Below are 21,458 nucleotides of genomic sequence, written 5' to 3'. Positions count from 1 at the left end.
GCTATTCTCCTCGTACTATTTAAAAGAATAGCTTTAAATAAACTCTTTTTTCTTCTAAAAGTCCGCGCCTGTATCAGTGTGCGAATAATTACAATTTTTTAACCAATAAATTTATCTAAATTTATAAATACGCTCTTCCATACCCAACTTCTCATCAGGTTTCGGCACCAAGCCAAAAAAGTGTAATGTTTTTTTAGAAGCGCCATCAGGGTTTCTTGCAGCACGGCTTTCTAATCTATTGAATAACCTCTGACGATAATAATGTTCTTCAGAGTCACTTCCAAATAACCATCTATCACCATAACGTTTTTTTTCACCTTCACTTTCATAAAAAACTTCCCTACTGGCATTAAAAAAACCAGCTTGAGATATATAATACTCTTTTAAATATCTAATAGAGACAGATTTTCGTATTCGCGCTATTTCAGAAGCCCTCTGCTCTCTTGCAATACGACTTCGATAAGATTCCTCACCTTCTATCTTGATATGATATTCCTCTTCCCATTTAAAATACTTTTCCTGATCACCCAGGCTGGAATACGAATTTTCTCTGGCGGCTCTCTGCATCCGTTCACGTTCTTGCTTAGCCTGTGCCAGACGTGCTTCGCTTTGTGCTTGCCACAGCGCATCTCTTTCTTGACGCATCTTGCTGTGTTGATATTCAATTAACTCCCTTTGTTTACGTTCCAAATCGAAATTTTTTGGCATGGATGACTCCGTTTAAATTGTAATATTAAAGTCAAGAGTGTCAATCAGTTTGCTGGGAGCTATAGTCAGATCTGGTGTATGACAAACTGAATCAGGAGGCGTACCTTATTGATTGTTCGGCAGAACAAAAACAAAGGAGATACGCCATGACGGATTGTAAGCTGAATGCAGTACCAACACCAATAGCGGAGTGCAGTGACCCGCTAACTGAATTGCTTCGCACCGGAGCGCAGGCCTTGATCAGGCAAGCCGTGGAGACTGAGCTGGAGGCATTGCTGACGAGGTATCAAGGCTTGAAGTTGCTGGATGGTCGCCGTGCAGTTGTGCGCAATGGATACTTGCCGGAACGCCCGGTACAGACCGGGATAGGTGATATAAATGTTCGGGTGCCCAAGGTACGTGATCGCAGTGGCTCAGGGATTCATTTCACCAGCCAACTGCTGCCGCCGTATCTGAAGCGCACGAAGACCATTGAAGAACTGCTGCCGTGGCTCTACCTCAAGGGTATTTCAACCGGCGATTTTTCAGAAGCTCTTGTGTCTCTGCTGGGCGAGCACGCAAAAGGACTGTCGGCAAATACGATATCTCGTCTGAAGGGCGAGTGGCTTGATGAGCACCGCCAGTGGGCGCAGGCCGATTTGAGCAACAGGCGCTATGTGTACTTGTGGGCTGACGGGATATATAGCCAGGTACGACTGGATGACCGGCTGTGCCTGCTGGTTATCATCGGGGTAACAGAGCACGGGACCAAGGAACTTGTCGCGGTAGCTGATGGCTATCGTGAATCGTCTGCAAGCTGGGAAGAGGTCCTCATGAGCCTGCGCCAAAGAGGGTTGAATGTGTCACCACGGCTAGCCACAGGAGACGGTGCCCTTGGGTTCTGGAGCGCACTGGACAAGGTATATCCGGACACACGCCATCAGCGCTGTTGGGTTCACAAGACAGCAAACGTGCTGAACAAGCTGCCAAAACCATGCAGCCACGGGTCAAGGAAGCCTTGCAGCAAATCTGGATGGCTCCAACGCGGGATGCTGCCCACAAGGCATTTGACGATACGGTGGTCCGCTTTGGCCCCAAGTACCCACAGGCTATGGAGTGCCTGAAAAAAGACCGGGAGGACATGCTGGCATTCTATGACTTCCCGGCGGAACACTGGATTCATATACGCACCACGAACCCCATTGAGTCCGCTTTTTCAACCGTTCGACTGCGAACCCGAAAAAGCAGAAACTGTGGTTCACGCGATACCACGCTGGCCATGGTTTACAAGCTGTTGCAGTCTGCTGAAAAACGATGGAGGAAAATTAAGGGCTTTGGATTGCTGACGCTGGTGGTAAACAACGTTCAATTCAAGGATGGAGAGCAGGTTGTTGAACAATTAGACAGAAACGCCGCCTGATGCCATACACCACATTTGACAATAACTCGTTTGCTGGCAGATGAGACCTTTCATGGCATAAATGGCCATTTAAATTCAGCAACAGCGGGACTTAATGTGGAAATAACTATTGTACCTTTTTCAGGATTGGTAGGTATGCGGTCGGTGAAATGCAAATTATTTGCACTGAAATTTGTTGACTTTCGCTACGATTGAGTGTTTTTCCATGCCTATCCAACGCCTACATGAATGAAACCAGAAAATTTTCGTGAGTTTTCGGCAAGCCTGCATTCTAACCAATACCCGTCTCCGGGTTAAAATTTTATGCCTTTAAATGTGCCAACCTATTGATAAATTTAACATAACCGGTTAGCCTTGCCGCCATCTTTTTTCAGGATGGAAATCCATGAGCGGTAGTGAACTGCCAAAGATAGTAGACAAAACCGGGGATGATATTGAAGCGGCTATTGCAGCGATTGAGTCCAGCGATTTGTCTGCCGGCATCAAAGAGTTCACGATTTCCTGTGTCCGTCTTGCTGTTTGGCTGCCGAAAGCCTTGCTTGAGCAAAAAATCAAATTGTCCAACCTGCGCAAGCTGATATTCGGACAGGGTGGCCCACGCAAGAAGAACAAGGCGGATAAAAAAGACTCTGCAGAGAAAAAAGAAGAAGCGGAGCCGCCAGTGGTCGAATCGGGTGAGTCAGAAGACACGCCGCTTGATGGCGGGCCGGGTGCGCTGGCCAATAGCACCAAACCTCAAGGCCATGGTCGTTTGGCACACACGAAGTACAGCAATGCCATTGAGCATACCCTCGCTATATCCGGCTTAAAACCTGGCGACCTCTGCCCTGAAGGCTGCAGTGGCAAATTATACCGCTTTGAACCGGGCATCCTCGTGCGCATTAAAGGCCAAAACCTGGCAGCCGTTCACAAATACCACGTTGAAAAATTGCGCTGCACGACCTGCGGCTATCTCATCAGGGCGGACATTCCTGAAGGCGTTGGCAAGGAAAAATATGATGCGGCCTTCAAGGCCATACTCGCTCTGCAAAAGTATTATGTTGCAGTTCCCGTTCACCGCCAGTTTCTCTTCCAGTCCCTATTGAATATGCCGCTCCCGGTTTCCACGCAGTGGCAACTGATTGAAGAAGTGGGTAGCGCGGTTATTCCGGTATTCAATGCCCTGGAAACGCTGGCCGCCAACATGGAGCTGGTCCATGCTGATGACAGCCATGTCAAAATAACCCATCTGATTCACCAAAAGAGAATCAACCCATCCAGTGACCGAACCGGCATGTTTACAACCGGCATTCTTGCCCGCTCAGGAAATTGCGACATCGCACTCTTTTATAACGGTACCCGGCACGCTGATGAAAACCTGGAAAGGCTTCTTGCCAAACGAGACCCTGACAAAACTCCCGTGATTCACATGTGTGATGCCTTGAGCCGAAACATCCCTGCCACATTCAAAACCATACTCTGCAACTGCTTAAGCCATGGGCTTCGCAAATTCGATGACCTGAAATCATTTTACCCTGCACCCTGTCTTCATATCATCAAAGAGATTGGAAAAGTCTATGAGCATGATGAAAAAACCAAAGCCTTGACTCATGAGGAAAGACTGCGCTGGCATCAGCAACACAGTAAACCCGTGATGGATGAGCTTTACCAATACATCCATCATCAGTTGGATTCACGACAGGTCGAACCCAATGACTCTCTCGGCAGAGCCATGCGCTATATGCTAAAGCACTGGCATGAGCTGACCCAATTCTTGCGGGTAGCGGGCGCACCCCTTGATAACAATGTCCTTGAGCGCGCCCTGAAAATCCCCATCCGGGGCAGGCGCACCTGGTTGTTTTACAAAACAGAATATGGGGCCTTCATTGGCGGTGTTATAACGAGCGTGATTTACACCTGTGCGCTGGCGCGCGTCAACCCACTAACGTACCTGAAAGTCTTGCTGGAATATAAAACCCATGTTGTTAAAGAGCCAAAACGCTGGCTGCCCTGGAACTATCAGGACAAACTGGCAAGCCTTTATGCCAAGGCCGCGTAGTTTTGCTATACGGGTCGCCAGTCTTTGGGCATGGCCGCCTTTTGCGGGTTGCCCTGCGCCAGAAGAACAAGCAGCTCACTGGCTCGAAGCACCACCGTACTTGTATCATCTTTTGGCCACCAGGCGAGTTTCCCCTGGGAAAATCGTTTCTGGCATAACCAGAACCCATTGGCATCATACACCAGCAGCTTGACCGAGGTACGAGCCCGGTTGGTAAAGGCAAAGACAGTTCCGCCATAAGGGTCGCACTGCAAATGCTGGTTGCAAACCGCCTTTAAGCGGTCTATTCCTGCCCGAAAATCAACCGGCTCAACGGCCAATAAGATTCGATGGTGTGAGGTGACCTGCAGCATAGAGGTTATCCTGCAAATTGCGTGAGAATTTGCGCAAGGCATCCCACAGGCAGATTGGTCACCCGCAACAATGCCCCACCCGGGCGCTGGATTTCGATGGAGCAGGTTTGGAATACGCCAGGTTCCTCGTCGCATGCGACCGGGGACTCGGGCAGAAGCGGCACAAAGGTAAATTTGTTGTTATCGCTACCAACATTCGCGGCAATTTGTGCGCTGGTTATCTTCAGTGTTTGGGCAATCTTGTTCACAGGGTGGCGATCCATCAATATTTTGACTTCAGCCCACAACGATGACGGGATTTTGCCTTGTCGGATTCTGGTTTTACGCCAGTGCTCAAAATGTTCTTTGACTTCTTCAAGGGTTACTGTGGTTGGTTCAGGGAGTATTATCTGCAGCCTCCAAAAAATGGAAATTTAAAGGCTACAGGGTAATTATTGGCAGGTTAGAAAGTCACACATGCTCACCGGAAACTCACGTAAATTGCCATTGATTCGTTCCATTGAGTCTTGTTATTAATTAACCTTTTTATTTAGCTTCAATACATTGGATGTATTCTGCTGTTGCCCCTCCCACCATTCGTTAAATTCATCCATATCGAGGTATCTTCTTGCCTGCCATTGCTCATTGATTTCAGCGAGCAGGGCGCCAAGCAGGCGGTGGGCGGAGTCATCGTTGGGGAAGATTCTGATGACTCGTTCACGTCGCCTGAGCTCCTCGTTCAAGCGCTCCTGCATATTGGTGGTGCGGAAGCGTTTACGGTATCTGGCGGGGATAGCCATGATGGCCATAGCATCCTCAAAAGCCACCTCAAGGCAGGCTAGGGCTTTCGGCACTTTTGTCTCAAAGACCTCAACGAATTCATCCAGTCTGCGCCGAGCCTCCTGCATATCAGGTGCCTAGAGGATGAGCTTGACCTGTTCAGCGACTTCCTTTCGATAACGCAGCGAACAATGCCCCAGTATATTGCGCATCAAATGCACCTGACAGCGTTGCCATGTTGCGCCCTGAAAGTGCTTTCGTATGGCTTCGACAAGCCCGGCATGCTGGTCAGAAATGACGTAGACCACGCCTTTCAGTCCGCGCTCTTTCAGCCAGCGCAGTGTTTCATCCCACGTCGCAAAACTTTCGGTGTCTCCGATTTTCAGCCCCAAAATCTCTCGGTAACCGTCCTCGCGGATCCCCGATATCGACAGGGCTGCCCGGGAAACGACCCGGTCGCCATCACGGCTTTTGATGAACATCGCGTCCACGATCACAAACCGGTAGTTGACCCCGTCCAGACGACGTTCGTTGAAAGCGCCTATTCGCGCATCAAGCCCCGTGCACAACTGGCTCACGGTCGATTTTGAAAAGCTTACGCCACAAAGCTCCTCGGTGATATGCGTCACTTTCCGGGTAGATACCCCGTTGACGACCATTTCCATCAACGCCAGCACAAAGGCCTGTTCACTCCGCTGGTAACGCTTGAAAATGTCAGTCGAAAACGAGCCATCCCGCGTCTGCGGTACTTGCAAAGTAACCGGGCCAACACGTGTATACAGTTGGCGTGCCCGATAACCATTGCGATAACCTGCTCGCTCCTCGTTTCGCTCATACCGCCCGGCTCCAAGGCTTTCGGTGGCCTGAGCTTCCAGGACCTGGTTCAAAACGCTCTCAACCAGCTTCGCCAGACCGCCTTGGCTTGTCAAAAGTTCTGGTATCAAATCCTGTCCAACGCTAATATGGTAATCCGTCATCGCCAGCCTCCTCGGTTTTTATTGTTTTTTGACAACTCAATAGTACCGAATCCTGGCGTTGACGCCACTACCTCTGCGTCTCTCCGAATTTACAGCATTTTATGGACTTAACCCTCGACTGTCTGAATGGAGTCCACCGTTCACTCTCCCCCCCACCGCTTGCAGCATGGAGGAGAGGGATTGAATACAGTCGTGAGGTGACATCGTTCAAACAATCCGCGATTGATTGGCGTATATGGCTATTAATTTAAACAGCTTGAAAGAAAGATCATTATCAAGAACTATTTTTCCCGCATAGGCTTCATCAATCATCTGGCAGGGAACATCCAATATTTTCGCAATTACGTCCGAGCTTATATGTAATTCACGTACTAATGCATGGATATACACTCTCTGTGTAAATGACTTTATTGTAGATTCTTTGCTTGACATTACTGCTCCATGATTTAATTATGGCCACATCGAGATCGGATAAAGTTGCTCCAATTTAAAATGCGAATCGAGTCGAGAGGTAAATTGTTACTCAAATAGAGTATTGCTGTCAATAAGATTCCGCAAGGCTCGCATTTATTTACCGTCTGGAGACAGCAGCACACAAGGTTTTTTGAATATTCGATGCTCTGTATATTCATCACCCCACCAAAGGTGTTTGGTGGTTTTATAAGACCACATTGGTCCAAGTAGATACGAGACTTTAAAGTCCATATAACAGCGGTCGAGTTTTTCAGCATCAACATGGTCTTTCAAGTTTGGAAAAGGGTCATCCCAAAACATGTAAAAAAACTCATTATCATTGATTTTCCTAAACGTTACTTTTAGCCCAACCAGTTCATCACGCTCTGATACCAGCTTTGAAAAGACCTCAAAGCACCCTGTTTTAAAATTCTCGCCGTAAGAACGCGATAATCCTGTTTGCATAAGTTCGGCAAAATGTTCCAGTGCTATTTCCTCGCCATACTTACTTTTAAGGAGCAAAAAAACATTTTCAAAAAGATTAAAAAATGCTGAATTATAATTTTTCATAGGCCACCTCAAGCTGATTGGTATAACGTTGTGACAGTTTGTATAAGAGCAGCATTACTGCAGCAATAAGACTCAGATATGCGCCGCATAATGCGAGGTTAGTTTGCTTGTTTTCAAGTAATGTCAACATGATGGGCGTGGTACTGCTAAAAATGGTAATACTTATGTTAAATGACAAGGAGACCCCTGAGTATCTGACACCATAGGGGAATGTGCTAACAATCAGATCAAATACTGTAGATGAAATCAGAGATATGATGATTGCAAGCAAAATCAAAGCTATGATTATCTGAGCAATCATGCCGGTAGAAAGCAAATAAAATGCAATTGGAGGTGCGGCAATGCTGGATAAAAATATAAAATCAATTTTTGGAGTGTTTTTGCAAAACCTATCTAAGAACTCTCCAATAATAGGTGAGATTATTGTTATCAACGATAACGTTAGCGTGATGATAAAAAAAACACTGTTTTTTTGAAGGCCTATCTGCCCTAAAACGTATGGAATATTAACAATCACTGTACTGGTAGTGATGGAGTAGAGTGAGGCGATAGAAATACCTGATAAGATTTCCGGGAAATAATTTTGGATGAGTATTTTTGTTGGGGTTCTATGTAAAATCATATTTTTTTTCGCGTGAGAAAACGCATCAAAATCATTTACAGAATATCTAAGCCTGATTGCCATAATGCCAAGAGGTAGAGAAAACAAAAATGGAAGCCTCCATGCCCATGCGTTAACTCCAATATTCGCGTGGATATTTGATGAAAAAAAGCAGATGAGAGAGCCAAGAACCACGCCGAGCAGAACGCTTGACAGCACAAGTGATCCGATTAACCCAGTATTTTTAAAACGATTGTGTTCAAAGAGAAGTACAACGGCCCCCCCTTCCTCTCCGCTTACTGCAAGGCCCTGTAACAGCCTGAGCAGTATCAGAAAAACTGTCGAAAAATAACCAATCATATTAAACGTTGGCAGGATACCGATTAAGAACGTTGCAGCGGTAGAGAGCACAATCGTGTATGACAGCGCCTTACTTCGGCCATATTTATCCCCAATATGGCCAAACAGGAGCGCACCAATCGGACGGGTCAAGTATCCGGTTGCAAATACACAGATTGCTGATAGATAGACCATCGGCGTGCTAATTGCCGGGAAAAAGTTTTTACTTATCTTTTCAGTAAGAAATGCGTAAATTGTAAAATCATAAAACTGCATCAAGTTGCCTACCAATGCACCAATAATTCGTTGAGTTTTTTTCATTTTTCAGGAAACAGGAAGATTTTTTGGGGTTTTCTTTTTTCAGTGGTGTCATCCAATATGGAACTTTCTTCAAGTATGTTCTTAACCTTGTCGAAACAATGATACCCTGCTGCGAGAAAGAAGGATTTTGACTCTACAATGTCTTTATGAAACGCTTCTCCATCGCCTTTGGTCGCGAAAGAGAATAGAAGTTTTATGTTGTTGAGTTTTTGAGTTAAAACCACTCCTTTTTTAATTCCGTTTTTCCTCTCCATGTTGTTTATAAGGAGGTTATGGTATTTTTTTGAGTATGTTTCATCCCATGTATATATTTCATACTGATTATAAAATGAAGGTGAGATGGAGCCATTATATCGGTACGTTCCATCTTTGAAGATGTTATAAGCGATTTGTGGATTGAGCGACAAAATAGACATTTTGCCGTCTTTATCGACAACATTTAATGAGAAGTGGCTGATGTTACGTAGCCCAATAATATCTTTATAAACTTTCGCAATATAATAGCAATATTCGAAAGATATCATTACTGCTCTTTCATGAAGTCTCGGAATTGAATGCCCTGTAAAGTCTACAACATTTCCCATGGTTGATATCTACAACATAGCTGTCTATAACGCACTGGAAATGCGCTTGACGATATCATCACTGGCAGTGATGCCTACGCCTTTTAAGAATGAGGACACGGATAATGATATTAACATGTTTTTTTCTGACTCATTCCCATTAATGCCGATTATTTTATTATATAAATCAAAAGAAAAATCTATTAAATTCATTACATTGTGCCCAGGAACCTGTGTATACAGCAAACAGATCTGCGCTAAAATATTTCGAAGCAAAGTGATATTTATTGTCGAAAATTTCTTATTTTCATCGATAAAAAACATGTTGCCGACATGTGTGTTTCCGGAATAGAGCGCCCTTTCCTGCCGTTCAAAAATCCGCCCTTCCAGCAAATCCTTATCCAAGTCGGTGACGGCTGGGCTTCGTCCAGTTAAAAGCCATGCAGGATCAACCCCCAGCATTTCGGCATAACTGAAGAGGCTTTCAATACCGAGAGCTCTTTTTCCGCTTTCATGCTGTGCGTAGGTTGTTACAGGAATGGAATGATGTATGGCGAATTCTTTTGCCGTTTTAAAAAGATTTGCCAGCCTTGCGATTTTTAGTCTTTCAGCAACCTCAAGAACCAACTCGCCCATTTAGTATCCTCATTCTTGCGGCTTAATGACATATTATATGGGAAATGAGTAAAATACCAGACTGTTTCTCTTTTTGAGAATCCCATGTGTTTTTTGGCGCCCTAAGCAGGAGGAAAATATTCGGGAACTTCCGGCAGGCCTGCATTCTAATCAATATTTTATGCCCACACGCCCTAATATCATCTGTAAAAATCGGATGTCGATTTGTTCGAACTTGAGCCGATTGGCGCTCTAGAAGTAATAACTGGTACGCGTCATGACTTTAGAAACGAGCCCCATCAGTGTTTTGACGGGAGCGGGCAGGTCGCGTGCACCGGCGCGCTCAGCCATTTTTGCATGCTCTCGCTCATCAATGTCCATTTGTTGAATGATGGCCCTTGTTTTTGCGTCTTCAGAGGGCAGGCTTTCCAGATGACCCTGCAGATGCGCGCTCACCTGGTGCTCAGTTTCCGCAACAAAACCGAGGCTCCAGTCGTCACCGGCAAGCCCTGCCAGCGCACCGATGCCAAATGAAGCGGCATACCAGAGGGGATTTAAGAGACTGGGTTTAGAGTCAAGCTCCTTAAGGCGCGCCTCACACCATGCAAGGTGTTCGGTTTCTTCAGCCGCCGCATGCTGCATTTCTTCACGCACCTCGGGGAGTTTCGCGGTCAATGCCTGCCCCTGATAGAGCGCCTGAGCGCACACTTCACCCGAATGATTCACGCGCATCAGCCCGCCCGCATGACGACGCGCCTCGTCCTTCATTCCTGCCTCCGACAATTCAGCCCCCGGCATGGGGCGAGAACCCGGGCGCGCGCCTTCTGGGAAAAGCGTACGAAGTGCGACATCGGCTTCGCGGATGAGGAGTTCGAGGGGGGAGGGCATATGGCAGTCCGGGTAAAACAAGTTCTCTGTAAAGTATATCACTACTTGTCAGATGCTGGAAAAGACCTGTGTACGAACAGCCGCTGGGATAACCCTTGTGCCAGCCTGAATGTCACGCACCACCGAAACCCCGGCTCCCACAATAACATTTTCACCAAGGCTAAGCCCCTGCGCAATGGCAGAGCCACACCCGATAAAAGTGCCATGTCCTACACGCACCTGTCCACAAAGTACGGCACCTGGTGCGATATGGACATTGGCGCCAATCAGACAGTCATGATCAACACTTGCCCGACTGTTGATAATCGTATTTTCGCCGATGATGGCATCTGGCTGAATAATGGCACCGGCCATTACCTGTACACCCTCCTTGAGAATAACATCTTCATCGACAAATGCGCGTGGATGCACAATCGCCGGGAAATGATAGCCCAGATGTTTGAAGCGCTCATAGACTCGCTGACGGGCATCGCTGTCAACACGCATGCCGACCCCGTTTATAAGGTGTGTGGTTTCGGGGTTAAACTCAAGGATGGCGTCTTCCGCTCCCAGTAGGGAATGCCCCCGCCAGTGGGTTTCACCACGTTTTGCAAGCAGGGGACAGCACGCGCCAAGGATATTCCAGCCCTGAAGGCGCAGCAGCGCGAGCAGCACCTTGGCATGCCCTCCGGCACCGATAAGAATACAGGCGGGTTTATCTTCTTTGGCGCAGGTGGTTTGTTCGGTATGGTTCATGGTTTATCCCGGTGATATCAGACGGTCTTTAAAGGAGGATTCTGGCGAAACATTTGTGCTATGGCATAAAGTGTGTAGGCAAAAAAAACGGGAATTATCGAGTAGGTGAATGATTTAAGAAATGAGGAAAAATCGGTGCGAAGGAAGAAAAAGAACCAGGGCACCATGATGGCGCAGATGACGGTATGCAGAACATCCGCCTGCTCTATTGCGCGATTTTCAACGTATTTGATGAAAAGTCCCAGAATGAAAAACTCGAAAAAGACTCCCGGTGCGCCAAAGTTGAGATACGCCTCGGTCACAGGAAAAAACCCCATATTGCCGCCAATGGCGATGTAGTCCTGTGTAAAGAAGGCATTGGTGTATTCGACACTCAGACTGTCTCTGTATTTAACGAGAGACGATGGAAACACGTTTACCAGAGCGTCTACATAACTCCTGCCCCATTGCCATCCATCTGCAAACCAGGTGTCTTTCACATCCAGCATGGTGCGAAAGGGTGCTCCAAGTTCGCTTGAAGACAGGTCGAACCATGAAAAATCAAAATGCGTAAAGACATATGTCAGTGCTTCCATGGCGCCATGGTCGGATAATACCTGACGAAACTGCGCGAAAATCCCGAATAAGAATGCCATGAAGAGCGTTAGAAACAATATGGATTTCGATGCCTTGCCACGGATGCTCAAAAAGTAGAGCGTTACGAGTGAAAATACCATAAAAAAGCTAGGTCTTCTGATGCCAAGGAAGCTGACATACACAACAAATACACCAAGGAAACCCAGTAGAAAAAATCCCATACCGACAGAACGCCTGCCACTGGTACGAAACAGCCAGTTAAAGGCCACAAAAAGATATCCTACAACAATATAATACAGGCCAAGCTCGACCGGCCCCACCTCACGTTTCAGAAGTGCGCGACCGGCGTAACCCGCCTGAAAATAGGCTGAGAATCCAGAAGTGGCGCCAATGGCGATGATGAGCGCAAGTGTTCCGAGGATAATGACTGACAACCCGAAGGATGATGTGTTTGTTGGTGTAGGCATACGGGTAAATCGCGGTTTTCCCATCAACAGGTAACCAAAAATTTGACCGGCAAGCCCGACTACGCACATGCTTGTAACAAACTGTACTCCACTGTCATCGTAATCCTGATTGAAAAGATGGTGCAGTGGGACGGCAAGCGCGTAAAAAGCGAAGGCGACCAGACATAAAACGGAGGCAGACAGCGCGCCGCTGCCTGAAAGGCAGGTGCTTAGAATAATCCCGCAGATAAAAGCGAATGTTCCAGATTTAATGATGGCATCGGAAGTGCCTGACCACTGGCAAAAAAAGGCTACCAGCAGGCTTATGACAAAAAGGCCGAGAAAAGCCATCCGCAGATAATGTTGTGTCAGCGTTGGTCTTGCAGCAGTAAACCCCGTGTTCATCCTTAAACCTCGTTTAATCCGTAGAAAATGGCCTGTCATTGTTCAAGTGCATTTGCGCTGCCGCGACAGGATAATCCTTGAAAAGCCCTTCATACAGCGCGCAAATTTTTGGCAATACTGATTCAAAGCGGAATTTTTTAACCGCATCAAAAAGACTCAGGCGATCGCGCTCATAGTCTTTAGTCGTCATTTTTTCATACGACACAAAAAAAAGCGGCTCAAATGCGCGACTGTCGCGAAAGTCGCTAATCGTAAACTGATAGCTGAAGTCGCTGACGGGTGCATACGAGGCAAGTTTTGCAAGAACCGGGTAAGCACCGCAGGCGGCACCTTCGAGAATGGAAGAAGACAGCTGGTCAGTACCCGGAACGGAAATGCAGAAATCCGCCGCACACAGCAGTTTTGCAAGTTCAGTTTGTGACAGAAAGCCCTTTATGAGCTGTACTTCGGGAAGTTCTGCGCACAGTTGCTCTACTTTCTGCAGGTATTGGCGGTCAGCATCACCGGCAGCGAGTACAAGGTGACCGCATCCATGCGCTTTTCTGAACGCAAGAAAGGCCTTCACTACCTCAAGCGTATGATAATGCGGATGGATACGACGGTTTACCATCCAAACCGGAGAGTCCTTGATGCCAAGAGTGGCTCTTGTACCAAGACGCGCGGCCTCGCTGTAGACAAAGTTTTCACTGACACCCAGGCTGAACTCATGAACAATTGATTTTGGCAGTGCAAAATTGCGTGTCAGAGCCTCTGTCATGGCGGGGGATGCCGAGGTGACGGCGCGCGCACCTCTTAAAATACGGCGCAGCAGCAGGCGGTAGAGCTTTCCACGGTTTTGGGCGTCAAAAATTTCACTTCCATAGGTGGTAATAATATAGGGTCTGCCACTTAGAAAGGCGGATAAACCATATCCAGAGGTATTGTGGGCATGAAGCAGTGTTCCGCGGGGAATGCGAGGTGTGAAGCGCGCCCAAAGGCCGAGGGCGACATAGCGGGCATAAATTGGCAGTTTTCGGAGTCGCCCCAGTGGAAATACGCTGTCACTCTCGCGGCTTGAGGCAGGTCCCTCTGTGCTCTCATGAGCCGTAAACACCCTGACCTCGGCTCCAAGCTTATCAAGCAGCGCTCTCCAGTGGCGTACATGCGGACTATAGGGGTTTGCCAGCATGAAAACGCGGGGCGCATGTGTTTCAGCCGAGCTGCTCACGCGCTTTTGTGACCGGTTATAGTGCCACCAGTAAAGGCCCTGCAGGGACACATAGGCGAGCAGTATGGCCAATGACGCGCCCTGTGCGCTAAATCCCGTGAGCGAGGCGGCAGATAAGGCAACACCTCCCCAGATGAGGCTTCCTGCGAGTAAAAAGCCATAGGCTTTGCGCACAACAAGAATCTGATTCTGAACGGCTCCAACGGCGGCGACCACACTGGACAGCTGCCAGAGAACAATGACTGTCTCTGTTTCACTGGTAAAGGGAATGTGGTAGAGGGAAAAGAGGTATTGCATGCCGAGCCATGTTCCTCCCAGCAGTAAGAGGCCAATACCGCAGTAAGCCAGTGTCAGCTTTTTAACGAGTGTATGCTGATGTTCCGGCGCCGTTTGTGACAGCGCGGGCAGAAAAACCGCGCCAAGAACGCCAGGAAGAAACGTCGTGATGGTGAACAATTGCAACCCCAGCATATAGGCGGCCTTCAAAGCCAGGGATTCTGATGCAATAATTTCCTGTGCTATCGCATAGAATATAAAAAGAAAAGGCAGGCCAAAAAGTCCGCTGTACATGCTGCGAAACATCGCAAATGCAGTGGACATTGACAGAATGCGGGCAGTGGACTCCAGAGGCGTGCCCCGCTCCCGCAGCATGAAAAAACAGCACAGGCCGAAAAGAGCCCAAAGCAGCGCAAACGTAAGCATGCCGGCAGGGTATCCGGCTAAAAGCAGGACAACTCCACATCCAGCCATTGTTACTGTGCCAGCGGCAACCCAAAGCCATCCGGCAATGTGATGCTGATGTCGGCGGTTATGTTGTGCGCTCACAAGGAGCAGCAGATAATTTCCAGCAAAATAAAAAGAAGTACTCAAAAAAAACAGCAATCCCTGAGGATTATGCGGCTGTGTCGCAAAAGTAACGAAAGCCGCAATTAGCAGAGCCATCAACAGACTGGCAAGCGCGCCTCTCATTAGCAGTTGCATTTCCTGACCTTCGCTTTCAGGAAGTGCCAGAATGCGCGGAATAATCCCCATTGAACACAGGTTGATAAGGACATTTCCAAACGTGAGAAACAACACAAACTGCGCATAGGCAAGAGGGCCCGCAATTTGTGCTGTCAGCGCACCTGTTAAAAGCAGCGCAAATTTGGAGAAGCCGATGCCTCCCACATAGACCGCAGCATGGCGACTCATGGTAAAAACCCGTTTTTCTCAAGCAGCGCTTTATGTTCACTTAGGGCCTGATCGTCAAATCGCTGGCCAATGACTTTTGCGGGAACGCCCGCGACAATCGCATATTCAGGCACAGGTTTATTGACCACACTGCCCGCCGCAATCACGGAACCGCGACCAATCGTGACGCCTTTTAGAACAGTAACATTCGCACCTATCCAGACATCGTCCTTGATATCAATCGCTGCCGAGTGTTTAGAGGGGGCGTCCTTTTTGACAAAATACATCGGCACGCCCCGCTCCCGAAAGGCATGGTCTCCGCAAAGCAGTGTTACGCCCGGGCCAAACATGACGCATGAACCAATGCGAACGGGAGCGGCCTCGCTCGATGAAAACCACGCGCCCCCGCCGATAAATACATGGTCACCTATTTCTACGCTCTCGTAAGTGATAACAGAATTTACGGGGTCGAAAACAACGTTTCGACCGCATTTTTTGAGGCGATTTTTATAGAGAGTCATAAGCAGGCGCGCCCATGCTCTTCGAGAAAGATAATGCAGCCGCGCGAGTGTTCCAAATGCCGTTTTCATTGAAAATCATGTCCATATCATTCTGCATGACTGACGAGGCAGCCGTTAGTGACGAGGTTAGCATATCCAAAAAATACCATCAATCGAGCCTCTGCAAGCCTCTGGCGCTTAATCTCACAAGCGTGCTGATGCGACCTTGACAAGCAGACAAATCGCAATAGAATGAAGTCAACGTGCGATGTGAAAGTCTTTTTTGGAAATATCTGTCGCAGAGTATGGAAGCGGTTTGCATTAACAAGGATATTGTGCAATGAACGGTCAAATGGATTTACCAAAACCAAACATGCTGCAGCCTGAGCATACAACAACAAACGGGCAGTATTTTGGCAGTCGCATTGATTTTATCAGTATTGTCCTTTGTTTCTATAAACACCGATGGACCATCCTTGCCGCTACCGCCGCCGCTGCTGTTATCGGATGGCTGTTTTCCTTTTTTATAACGCCCACCTACCAGGTCAGAACCAGCATCGTGGCACCGCGGTTGTACATGTATGAAAACCTGCTCCATAACTCTGACATGCAACTAAAAGGTACAGGGTTGTTTAAACTTTTTGTGAAAAAACTTGAACAGCGCGGTAATATCATCGATTACCTCTCTGCAAGCGGCATCGCTCAGAAAGTATTTGCCGAGAAAGGAATCAGCACTGAAAAAGCGAAAATTCGCACCCTTAATAAACTTGCAGACGCCTACAGAGTATCGGTTATCCGCAAAAATAATTCAGAAAATAAAGTCAAAAACAAAGAAGTCATGAAAGACAACAGTCTTGAGGCCGATTTGATAACAGTTTCACCGGTACTGAGTTTTAATGCAGATAAAAACATCGAATATCTCGAGTATACCAATAATCGCATTTTGGACGATCTTGTACGTGATAAAAAGGTAATGGTTCAACTGAGCATTGAAAAACTCCAGAAAGAAATGGTTAAGGATATCGCTGTTATCAAGAAAAAACGTCAAAATACGGTTGAGCTTTTAAAAGACAAACGTGCCATACAGCTGGCTTCTCTTAATGACAGCCTCGTTGCCATGACCATGCGTGATACGCGCGACAAGCAATACCGCCTCGAAAATTTGAAGCACGCACTGGTTATTGCACGCCGCCTTGGTATTGTGAATGGTTATGACCGTCCCCAGCGCGTTGGAGATAAAGCCGTTGTTATTGATATTAACAACCGTAATGACCTTTATCTTCGTGGTACACGTTACCTCGAGAAGGAAATCGAACTGATAGAATCGCGCAAGCAGTCCCTTGCATACTCGCAAAAAGTTTCGGCGCTTCAGGAAAAACTTTACAAAATTAACAATGACAGAAACATTCTGGCACTTGAGAAGCGTATCAACGATGAGCCATATACCAAAGGCATTATTGAGAAAAAAGCTGCCATCGAACACCTTAAAGGACTGACTTTCAATACAAAAGACGTTAAAGCCTACCAGATTGCCGGTGCACCCGATATTGATACTCGACCAACCTCTCCAAACCGCACGCTCTTTATGCTGGCGGGGCTCTTTATAGGGTTTATGATTTCCGTCGCGGTGGCCTTGGCGCTTGATGCCAAAACGCTTTTTACACGTTACCATCCGGGTGTTGACAGTTTATAAATCAGGTGGACATCGTCAGAGGGTGGGGGGCGATGTCCTGTAGATACGCCAGAGTCATCCAGTCATGAAAAAGATTCGTCACGCGCTGCAGCTGGTCAGGTATATGGGGGTTGGCTGGACCGCCTCAAGGCTTTTGTATGCCCTCAAGGCTCAAGCCGGGTTGATGCGCCAAAAAACGCCGGTTAAGACGCATCAGCAATGCTCACTTACAGCTCTTAGCGATAATCCGGTGTTTGCCGATGACGTGGCCTACGCGCAATATCGCAGGTTTGAGGCACCTCATTTGCCTGTAGTTGTTTCGGCGGTTGACTGGGACCGTTTTACCACAGCTGAAAAAGACGCCATTGCCGAGGCGCGGGCGATACAAAACGGTACCTTTACCCTTTTTTCCCATATGACGCTGCCCCTCGGATACCCGCCGAACTGGTGGCAAAACCCGATTGATAAAGCGTCTATCTATCCCAAGGGACACTGGTCCGAGATACCGGATTTTGCGCAGGGCGATATCAAGCTTGTCTGGGAGCTCGGGCGCTTTGGCTTTGCCTATACCCTGGTTCGTGCGTGGGGGCGAACGGGCGATGAGCAATATGCTGAAAGCTTCTGGCAGTTGTTTGAAGACTGGTGGCGACATAATCCGCCTAATGAAGGCGTGCACTGGAAATGTGGACAGGAAATAAGCTTTCGAGTGATGGCCTGCTGCTTTGCTTTTTTTGCTTTTCTTTCTGCAAAAGCCACTACACCTGAACGCATCAAAAATCTTGCGGTAATGCTTGGAGAGTCTGCACACCGGATTTTTGCAAACATTGACTATGCCCTCAATCAGCAAAATAACCACGGCATCAGCGAAGCCATGGGATTGTGGGCAGTCGGTGTGCTTTTCCCCGAATTCAGGCAGGCAGGCCAATGGGTTAAAACAGGCATGCAGCATCTTTGTCGCGAAGCTGACCGTCTGGTCTATGCAGATGGTGGCTTTAGTCAGCATTCACTGAATTATCATCGGGTAATGCTGCAGGACTATCTTTGGGTGTTTGCAGTAAGTCGCAGGCTATCGTTCCCGCTTGATACCGCACTTTTGCAAAAAATAGAAAAGGCCTGGCAGTTTTTATACCAGCTGCATGACCCTCTGACGGGTAAAGTGCCGAACTCCGGCTCAAATGATGGCGCCCTGATTTTGCCCCTTTGTAACTGTGATTATCAGGACTATCGGCCTGTTTTGCAGGCGATGTCCTATTATTTTCGTGGAAAGCGCTGCTTTAACGAAGGCCCCTGGGATGAAGATTTATTGTGGCTGTTTGGAGAGTCTGCACTGAGCGCACCGGTTGAGGCCACATCGCCTGCATCATTCGCCGCAGCCGAGGGGGGATATTACACTATCCGTAAAGCAAGTGGCTGGGCACTGATTCGGTGCGCCAGCTTCAGGCATCGGCCGGCACATGCAGACCAGCTTCATGTGGATATATGGTGGAAAGGTTTTAACATGGCCATGGATCCTGGAACCTTCAGTTACAACCCTTCCGACCGTGAAGATGCGAACTTTTCATCTACCCGTTTTCATAACACCATAATGGTGGATGGAATGGATCAGATGGATAAAGTGAGCCGGTTTTTGTGGTTGCCGTGGAGCCGTGCTGAACTTCTTAATGTTGAAGAATCAGCCCATGTTGTCTGCTGGCAGGGACAGCACAATGGCTATGCCCGCATGCGTCATCCGGTCTCTCACCGTCGGGCAGTTATTTGTCTGGGTGAAGAGCACTGGGTTGTTATCGATGCACTCCAGAGTGACGGTATGCATGACTACACGCTCCACTGGTTGACCGGTGATTTCCCCCATCAGTGGAATCCTGAAACCGGTTGTTTAAACCTGCATCCTGAAGGCCTCGCGTATACCATCATGACTGGCGCCTCCGTGTCGGCCGTGCACAGGCTGACGCGGGCATCCAGTGACCAGGCATATGGCTGGCAATCCCTTTATTATCACAAGAAGGCGCCTGCACTCAGTAAAGTGTCAGAAGTGCGGGCGAAAAAAGTGGTGTTTTGGACCGTATTCAGCCCCCAGGCAATCGATGTTGTGCTTGAGGGGCAGCATTTAAAAGCAGCATCATCGGATTGGCAGGCCGATATTCATCTTGGCAATGGTGATGGGCCAATAATCAGGCGAGTCGAGATGTTTGGAAATATCAGTACAAGTCTGGAGATCTCCTCAAAACAGGCGGTATAGGGACTTACCCGTAACGATTATTGTGTGCAAAACAGGGAGACGTCGTGCGCATATTATATTTTCATCAGCATTACACCAATACCGGCGGTGGCGGCGGTACCCGTTCCTATGAGTTTGCCAGACGTCTTGTTGCTCTTGGCCATGAAGTGACCATGGTCTGTGGCCGTTACAGCTCCGGTGTTACCGGTCTTCAGGGTGAATTTCATCGAGGCAGGCGCTGCGGCACTGTTGATGGTATCGATATTATCGAGTTGAACCTGCCTTATTCCAATAGTCAGGGTTTTTTTACCCGCACCCTTATGTTTTTACAGTATTCCATGCGCGCAGTCTGGATAGCGCTCGTGCATAAATATGACCTTGTATTTGCCACCTCTACGCCATTGACCGCGGGTATTCCTGGCATTTTTGCAAAAATCTTTCGTCGAAAACCCTTTGTGTTTGAGGTGCGTGATTTATGGCCGGAGCTGCCCCGCGCCATGGGCGTAATTACCAATCCTCTGGTACTTAAGGCGATGTCAATGCTGGAGTGGACAAGCTGCCATGCGGCTGATCACTGTATCGGTCTCGCTCCGGGGATTGTCGAAGGCATAAAGGCACTTAATATCGACTCATCACGCATCAGCATGATTCCCAATGGTTGTGATAATGCACTTTTCACAGAAGATTTACCGAGTCAGTCTCCAGCAGGAATTAATCCTGAAGATTTTGTGGGAATTTTTGCAGGCTCTCACGGATTAGCCAATGGTCTTGATGCGCTGCTCGATGTGGCGAAAGAATTAAAACGGCAGAATGCATCACACATCAAACTGCTCTTTGTCGGTGATGGAAAAATAAAGCCCGCGCTTATTGAGCGTGCTCAGCGGGAGAGCCTTGATAACTGCGTCTTTTTGCCCACCCTGCCAAAGCAGGCGATAGCGGGTCTTTATCGTCGAGCGGATGTTGGTTTGATGGTGTTGCAGAATGTACCGGCTTTTTATTATGGAACCTCACCAAATAAGTTTTTTGACTATATTGCGAGCGGTCTTGCGGTTATCTGCAATTACCCGGGCTGGTTGTCAGAACTGATACAGGAAGCCGACTGCGGCTTTTCTGTGGCGCCGGGAGATGCACAACTGTTTGCTGCGCGTCTTTTAGAATTAGCCGAAAACCGTGAAAAGTGCAGGCTTTACGGACGCAATGCCGCAGTACTTGCAAAAAAATTTGACAGAGACACGCTTGCGGCAGAGTTTGTGAACGTGCTGGAGCGGGTAATGGCTGCAAGCCGAGGGGGAGCTCATGTACCAGAAATGGGGTAAGCGTATTTTTGATGTAGTGATTGCAGCATCGATGCTTTTATTACTCTCACCACTCATGATACTGATTGCTCTGCTGGTGCGCCTTACGCTTGGTGCGCCCGTTTTGTTTATGCAGGAGCGACCGGGGCTTAAAGGCCAGATTTTTAAGCTTTATAAATTTAGAACCATGAAAGAAGTTCGTGATGCGCAGAATGTCATGAAAAGTGATGCAGAGCGCGCTCACCCTGTTGGCCGTGTGCTCAGGAGTTTAAGTCTTGATGAACTCCCAGAGCTTTATAACGTGCTGAAAGGTGACATGAGCCTTGTGGGGCCTCGTCCGCTGCTGGTTGAATACCTGCCGCATTACAGCCCGCAGCAGCAGCATCGGCATGATGCGCGCCCCGGACTCACTGGTTGGGCGCAGGTTAATGGACGAAATACGCTCAGCTGGGAGAGCAAGTTTGAACACGATGTATGGTACACGCAGAATATCTCCTTTATGCTGGATATCAAAATTCTTATAAAGACCGTTTTTGCCGTGATTCTGCGCCAGGGAATTAACGAAACAGGGCAGGCGACAGTGTCACGTTTTGATGCATTTAACACGGGCACTCACCCTGCGGTAAGTTCAGGAGATAAAGGAGGTTAAA

Annotated in this window: 18 protein-coding genes and 2 pseudogenes; 6 read left to right on the top strand and 14 right to left on the bottom strand. The window is 47.9% G+C overall.

Translation table 11 applies throughout. The features are described from left to right. Window positions 1-111: 111 nt before the first annotated feature. Window positions 112-708, bottom strand: a complete 597-nt coding sequence (locus E4T54_RS05775; protein ID WP_028386245.1) for a hypothetical protein — start codon at window positions 706-708, stop codon at window positions 112-114. A gap of 146 nt (window positions 709-854) precedes the next feature. Between E4T54_RS05775 and E4T54_RS05770 the strand changes: the two are divergent. Continuing rightward, a pseudogene (locus E4T54_RS05770) lies at window positions 855-2,107 on the top strand (IS256 family transposase). 385 nt (window positions 2,108-2,492) lie between these two features. Further along, window positions 2,493-4,145: an IS66 family transposase gene (locus E4T54_RS05765; protein ID WP_051550865.1), complete on the top strand. Its 1,653-nt coding sequence runs from the start codon at window positions 2,493-2,495 to the stop codon at window positions 4,143-4,145. A 5-nt stretch (window positions 4,146-4,150) separates the two neighbouring features. Here the strand turns inward: E4T54_RS05765 and tnpB are convergent, their stop codons facing one another. The 13 genes and pseudogenes from tnpB to E4T54_RS05705 form a co-directional block, all read right to left on the bottom strand. Further along, on the bottom strand, window positions 4,151-4,498 hold the full coding sequence (gene tnpB / locus E4T54_RS05760; RefSeq protein ID WP_028386244.1) for an IS66 family insertion sequence element accessory protein TnpB: 348 nt from the start codon (window positions 4,496-4,498) through the stop codon (window positions 4,151-4,153). Between the two features lie 5 nt (window positions 4,499-4,503). Further along, complete coding sequence (locus E4T54_RS12005) at window positions 4,504-4,746, bottom strand: hypothetical protein (protein WP_162150886.1); 243 nt, start codon at window positions 4,744-4,746, stop codon at window positions 4,504-4,506. Window positions 4,747-5,010: 264 nt separating this feature from the next. Beyond that, window positions 5,011-6,234: pseudogene (locus E4T54_RS05755) on the bottom strand (IS256 family transposase). A 207-nt stretch (window positions 6,235-6,441) separates the two neighbouring features. Further along, window positions 6,442-6,666 (bottom strand): hypothetical protein, encoded by a 225-nt coding sequence (locus tag E4T54_RS05750; RefSeq protein WP_028386242.1) that lies wholly within the window; start codon window positions 6,664-6,666, stop codon window positions 6,442-6,444. Between the two features lie 135 nt (window positions 6,667-6,801). Beyond that, complete coding sequence (locus E4T54_RS05745) at window positions 6,802-7,257, bottom strand: hypothetical protein (protein ID WP_028386241.1); 456 nt, start codon at window positions 7,255-7,257, stop codon at window positions 6,802-6,804. Then, window positions 7,244-8,518, bottom strand: a complete 1,275-nt coding sequence (locus E4T54_RS05740) for an MFS transporter (protein ID WP_028386240.1) — start codon at window positions 8,516-8,518, stop codon at window positions 7,244-7,246. Before E4T54_RS05740 ends, E4T54_RS05745 begins: the two co-directional genes overlap by 14 nt. Next, window positions 8,515-9,102 carry a hypothetical protein gene (locus tag E4T54_RS05735; protein WP_131793746.1) on the bottom strand — a complete coding sequence of 196 codons (588 nt, stop codon included), beginning with the start codon at window positions 9,100-9,102 and terminating at the stop codon, window positions 8,515-8,517. Before E4T54_RS05735 ends, E4T54_RS05740 begins: the two co-directional genes overlap by 4 nt. A gap of 24 nt (window positions 9,103-9,126) precedes the next feature. Further along, the gene (locus E4T54_RS05730; protein WP_028386238.1) at window positions 9,127-9,717 is read right to left on the bottom strand and encodes a helix-turn-helix domain-containing protein; all 591 of its coding nucleotides are present in this window, start codon (window positions 9,715-9,717) and stop codon (window positions 9,127-9,129) included. A 231-nt stretch (window positions 9,718-9,948) separates the two neighbouring features. Then, window positions 9,949-10,584, bottom strand: a complete 636-nt coding sequence (coq7, locus tag E4T54_RS05725; RefSeq protein WP_028386237.1) for a 2-polyprenyl-3-methyl-6-methoxy-1,4-benzoquinone monooxygenase — start codon at window positions 10,582-10,584, stop codon at window positions 9,949-9,951. 48 nt (window positions 10,585-10,632) lie between these two features. Continuing rightward, complete coding sequence (locus E4T54_RS05720; protein ID WP_051550864.1) at window positions 10,633-11,319, bottom strand: acetyltransferase; 687 nt, start codon at window positions 11,317-11,319, stop codon at window positions 10,633-10,635. A gap of 17 nt (window positions 11,320-11,336) precedes the next feature. Beyond that, window positions 11,337-12,746 carry an oligosaccharide repeat unit polymerase gene (locus tag E4T54_RS05715; protein WP_028386235.1) on the bottom strand — a complete coding sequence of 470 codons (1,410 nt, stop codon included), beginning with the start codon at window positions 12,744-12,746 and terminating at the stop codon, window positions 11,337-11,339. Between the two features lie 13 nt (window positions 12,747-12,759). Further along, window positions 12,760-15,144, bottom strand: a complete 2,385-nt coding sequence (locus E4T54_RS05710) for a glycosyltransferase (protein ID WP_051550863.1) — start codon at window positions 15,142-15,144, stop codon at window positions 12,760-12,762. Beyond that, window positions 15,141-15,713, bottom strand: coding sequence for an acyltransferase (locus tag E4T54_RS05705; RefSeq protein WP_028386234.1), 573 nt, complete (start codon window positions 15,711-15,713; stop codon window positions 15,141-15,143). Before E4T54_RS05705 ends, E4T54_RS05710 begins: the two co-directional genes overlap by 4 nt. Window positions 15,714-15,963: 250 nt before the next feature. Between E4T54_RS05705 and E4T54_RS05700 the strand changes: the two genes are divergently transcribed. From E4T54_RS05700 to E4T54_RS05685, 4 genes are all read left to right on the top strand, one after another. After that, window positions 15,964-17,316: a Wzz/FepE/Etk N-terminal domain-containing protein gene (locus E4T54_RS05700; protein WP_028386233.1), complete on the top strand. Its 1,353-nt coding sequence runs from the start codon at window positions 15,964-15,966 to the stop codon at window positions 17,314-17,316. 64 nt (window positions 17,317-17,380) lie between these two features. After that, the gene (locus tag E4T54_RS05695) at window positions 17,381-19,534 is read left to right on the top strand and encodes an alginate lyase family protein (protein ID WP_035902007.1); all 2,154 of its coding nucleotides are present in this window, start codon (window positions 17,381-17,383) and stop codon (window positions 19,532-19,534) included. A gap of 44 nt (window positions 19,535-19,578) precedes the next feature. Beyond that, on the top strand, window positions 19,579-20,829 hold the full coding sequence (locus E4T54_RS05690; RefSeq protein WP_051550862.1) for a glycosyltransferase family 4 protein: 1,251 nt from the start codon (window positions 19,579-19,581) through the stop codon (window positions 20,827-20,829). After that, window positions 20,810-21,457, top strand: coding sequence for a sugar transferase (locus E4T54_RS05685; protein WP_028386232.1), 648 nt, complete (start codon window positions 20,810-20,812; stop codon window positions 21,455-21,457). The genes E4T54_RS05690 and E4T54_RS05685 overlap by 20 nt, the downstream gene beginning before the upstream one ends. Window position 21,458: the final 1 nt, after the last annotated feature.

Origin of the sequence: Legionella geestiana, assembly GCF_004571195.1 — a bacterium.
In the GTDB taxonomy this organism is placed as follows: Bacteria; Pseudomonadota; Gammaproteobacteria; order Legionellales; family Legionellaceae; genus Legionella_B; species Legionella_B geestiana.
The sequence above is the reverse complement of the archived record's forward strand: the minus strand, read 5'-3'. Positions and strand labels throughout refer to the sequence as shown.

What these genes read in the sequence shown, in the direction of transcription:
- E4T54_RS05775 (WP_028386245.1), bottom strand. Translation starts at nt 708, where the DNA reads ATGCCAAAAAATTTCGATTTGGAACGTAAACAAAGGGAGTTAATTGAA.
- E4T54_RS05765 (WP_051550865.1), top strand. Translation starts at nt 2,493, where the DNA reads ATGAGCGGTAGTGAACTGCCAAAGATAGTAGACAAAACCGGGGATGAT.
- tnpB (WP_028386244.1), bottom strand. Translation starts at nt 4,498, where the DNA reads ATGCTGCAGGTCACCTCACACCATCGAATCTTATTGGCCGTTGAGCCG.
- E4T54_RS05750 (WP_028386242.1), bottom strand. Translation starts at nt 6,666, where the DNA reads ATGTCAAGCAAAGAATCTACAATAAAGTCATTTACACAGAGAGTGTAT.
- E4T54_RS05745 (WP_028386241.1), bottom strand. Translation starts at nt 7,257, where the DNA reads ATGAAAAATTATAATTCAGCATTTTTTAATCTTTTTGAAAATGTTTTT.
- E4T54_RS05740 (WP_028386240.1), bottom strand. Translation starts at nt 8,518, where the DNA reads ATGAAAAAAACTCAACGAATTATTGGTGCATTGGTAGGCAACTTGATG.
- E4T54_RS05735 (WP_131793746.1), bottom strand. Translation starts at nt 9,102, where the DNA reads ATGGGAAATGTTGTAGACTTTACAGGGCATTCAATTCCGAGACTTCAT.
- E4T54_RS05730 (WP_028386238.1), bottom strand. Translation starts at nt 9,717, where the DNA reads ATGGGCGAGTTGGTTCTTGAGGTTGCTGAAAGACTAAAAATCGCAAGG.
- coq7 (WP_028386237.1), bottom strand. Translation starts at nt 10,584, where the DNA reads ATGCCCTCCCCCCTCGAACTCCTCATCCGCGAAGCCGATGTCGCACTT.
- E4T54_RS05720 (WP_051550864.1), bottom strand. Translation starts at nt 11,319, where the DNA reads ATGAACCATACCGAACAAACCACCTGCGCCAAAGAAGATAAACCCGCC.
- E4T54_RS05715 (WP_028386235.1), bottom strand. Translation starts at nt 12,746, where the DNA reads ATGAACACGGGGTTTACTGCTGCAAGACCAACGCTGACACAACATTAT.
- E4T54_RS05710 (WP_051550863.1), bottom strand. Translation starts at nt 15,144, where the DNA reads ATGAGTCGCCATGCTGCGGTCTATGTGGGAGGCATCGGCTTCTCCAAA.
- E4T54_RS05705 (WP_028386234.1), bottom strand. Translation starts at nt 15,713, where the DNA reads ATGAAAACGGCATTTGGAACACTCGCGCGGCTGCATTATCTTTCTCGA.
- E4T54_RS05700 (WP_028386233.1), top strand. Translation starts at nt 15,964, where the DNA reads ATGAACGGTCAAATGGATTTACCAAAACCAAACATGCTGCAGCCTGAG.
- E4T54_RS05695 (WP_035902007.1), top strand. Translation starts at nt 17,381, where the DNA reads ATGAAAAAGATTCGTCACGCGCTGCAGCTGGTCAGGTATATGGGGGTT.
- E4T54_RS05685 (WP_028386232.1), top strand. Translation starts at nt 20,810, where the DNA reads ATGTACCAGAAATGGGGTAAGCGTATTTTTGATGTAGTGATTGCAGCA.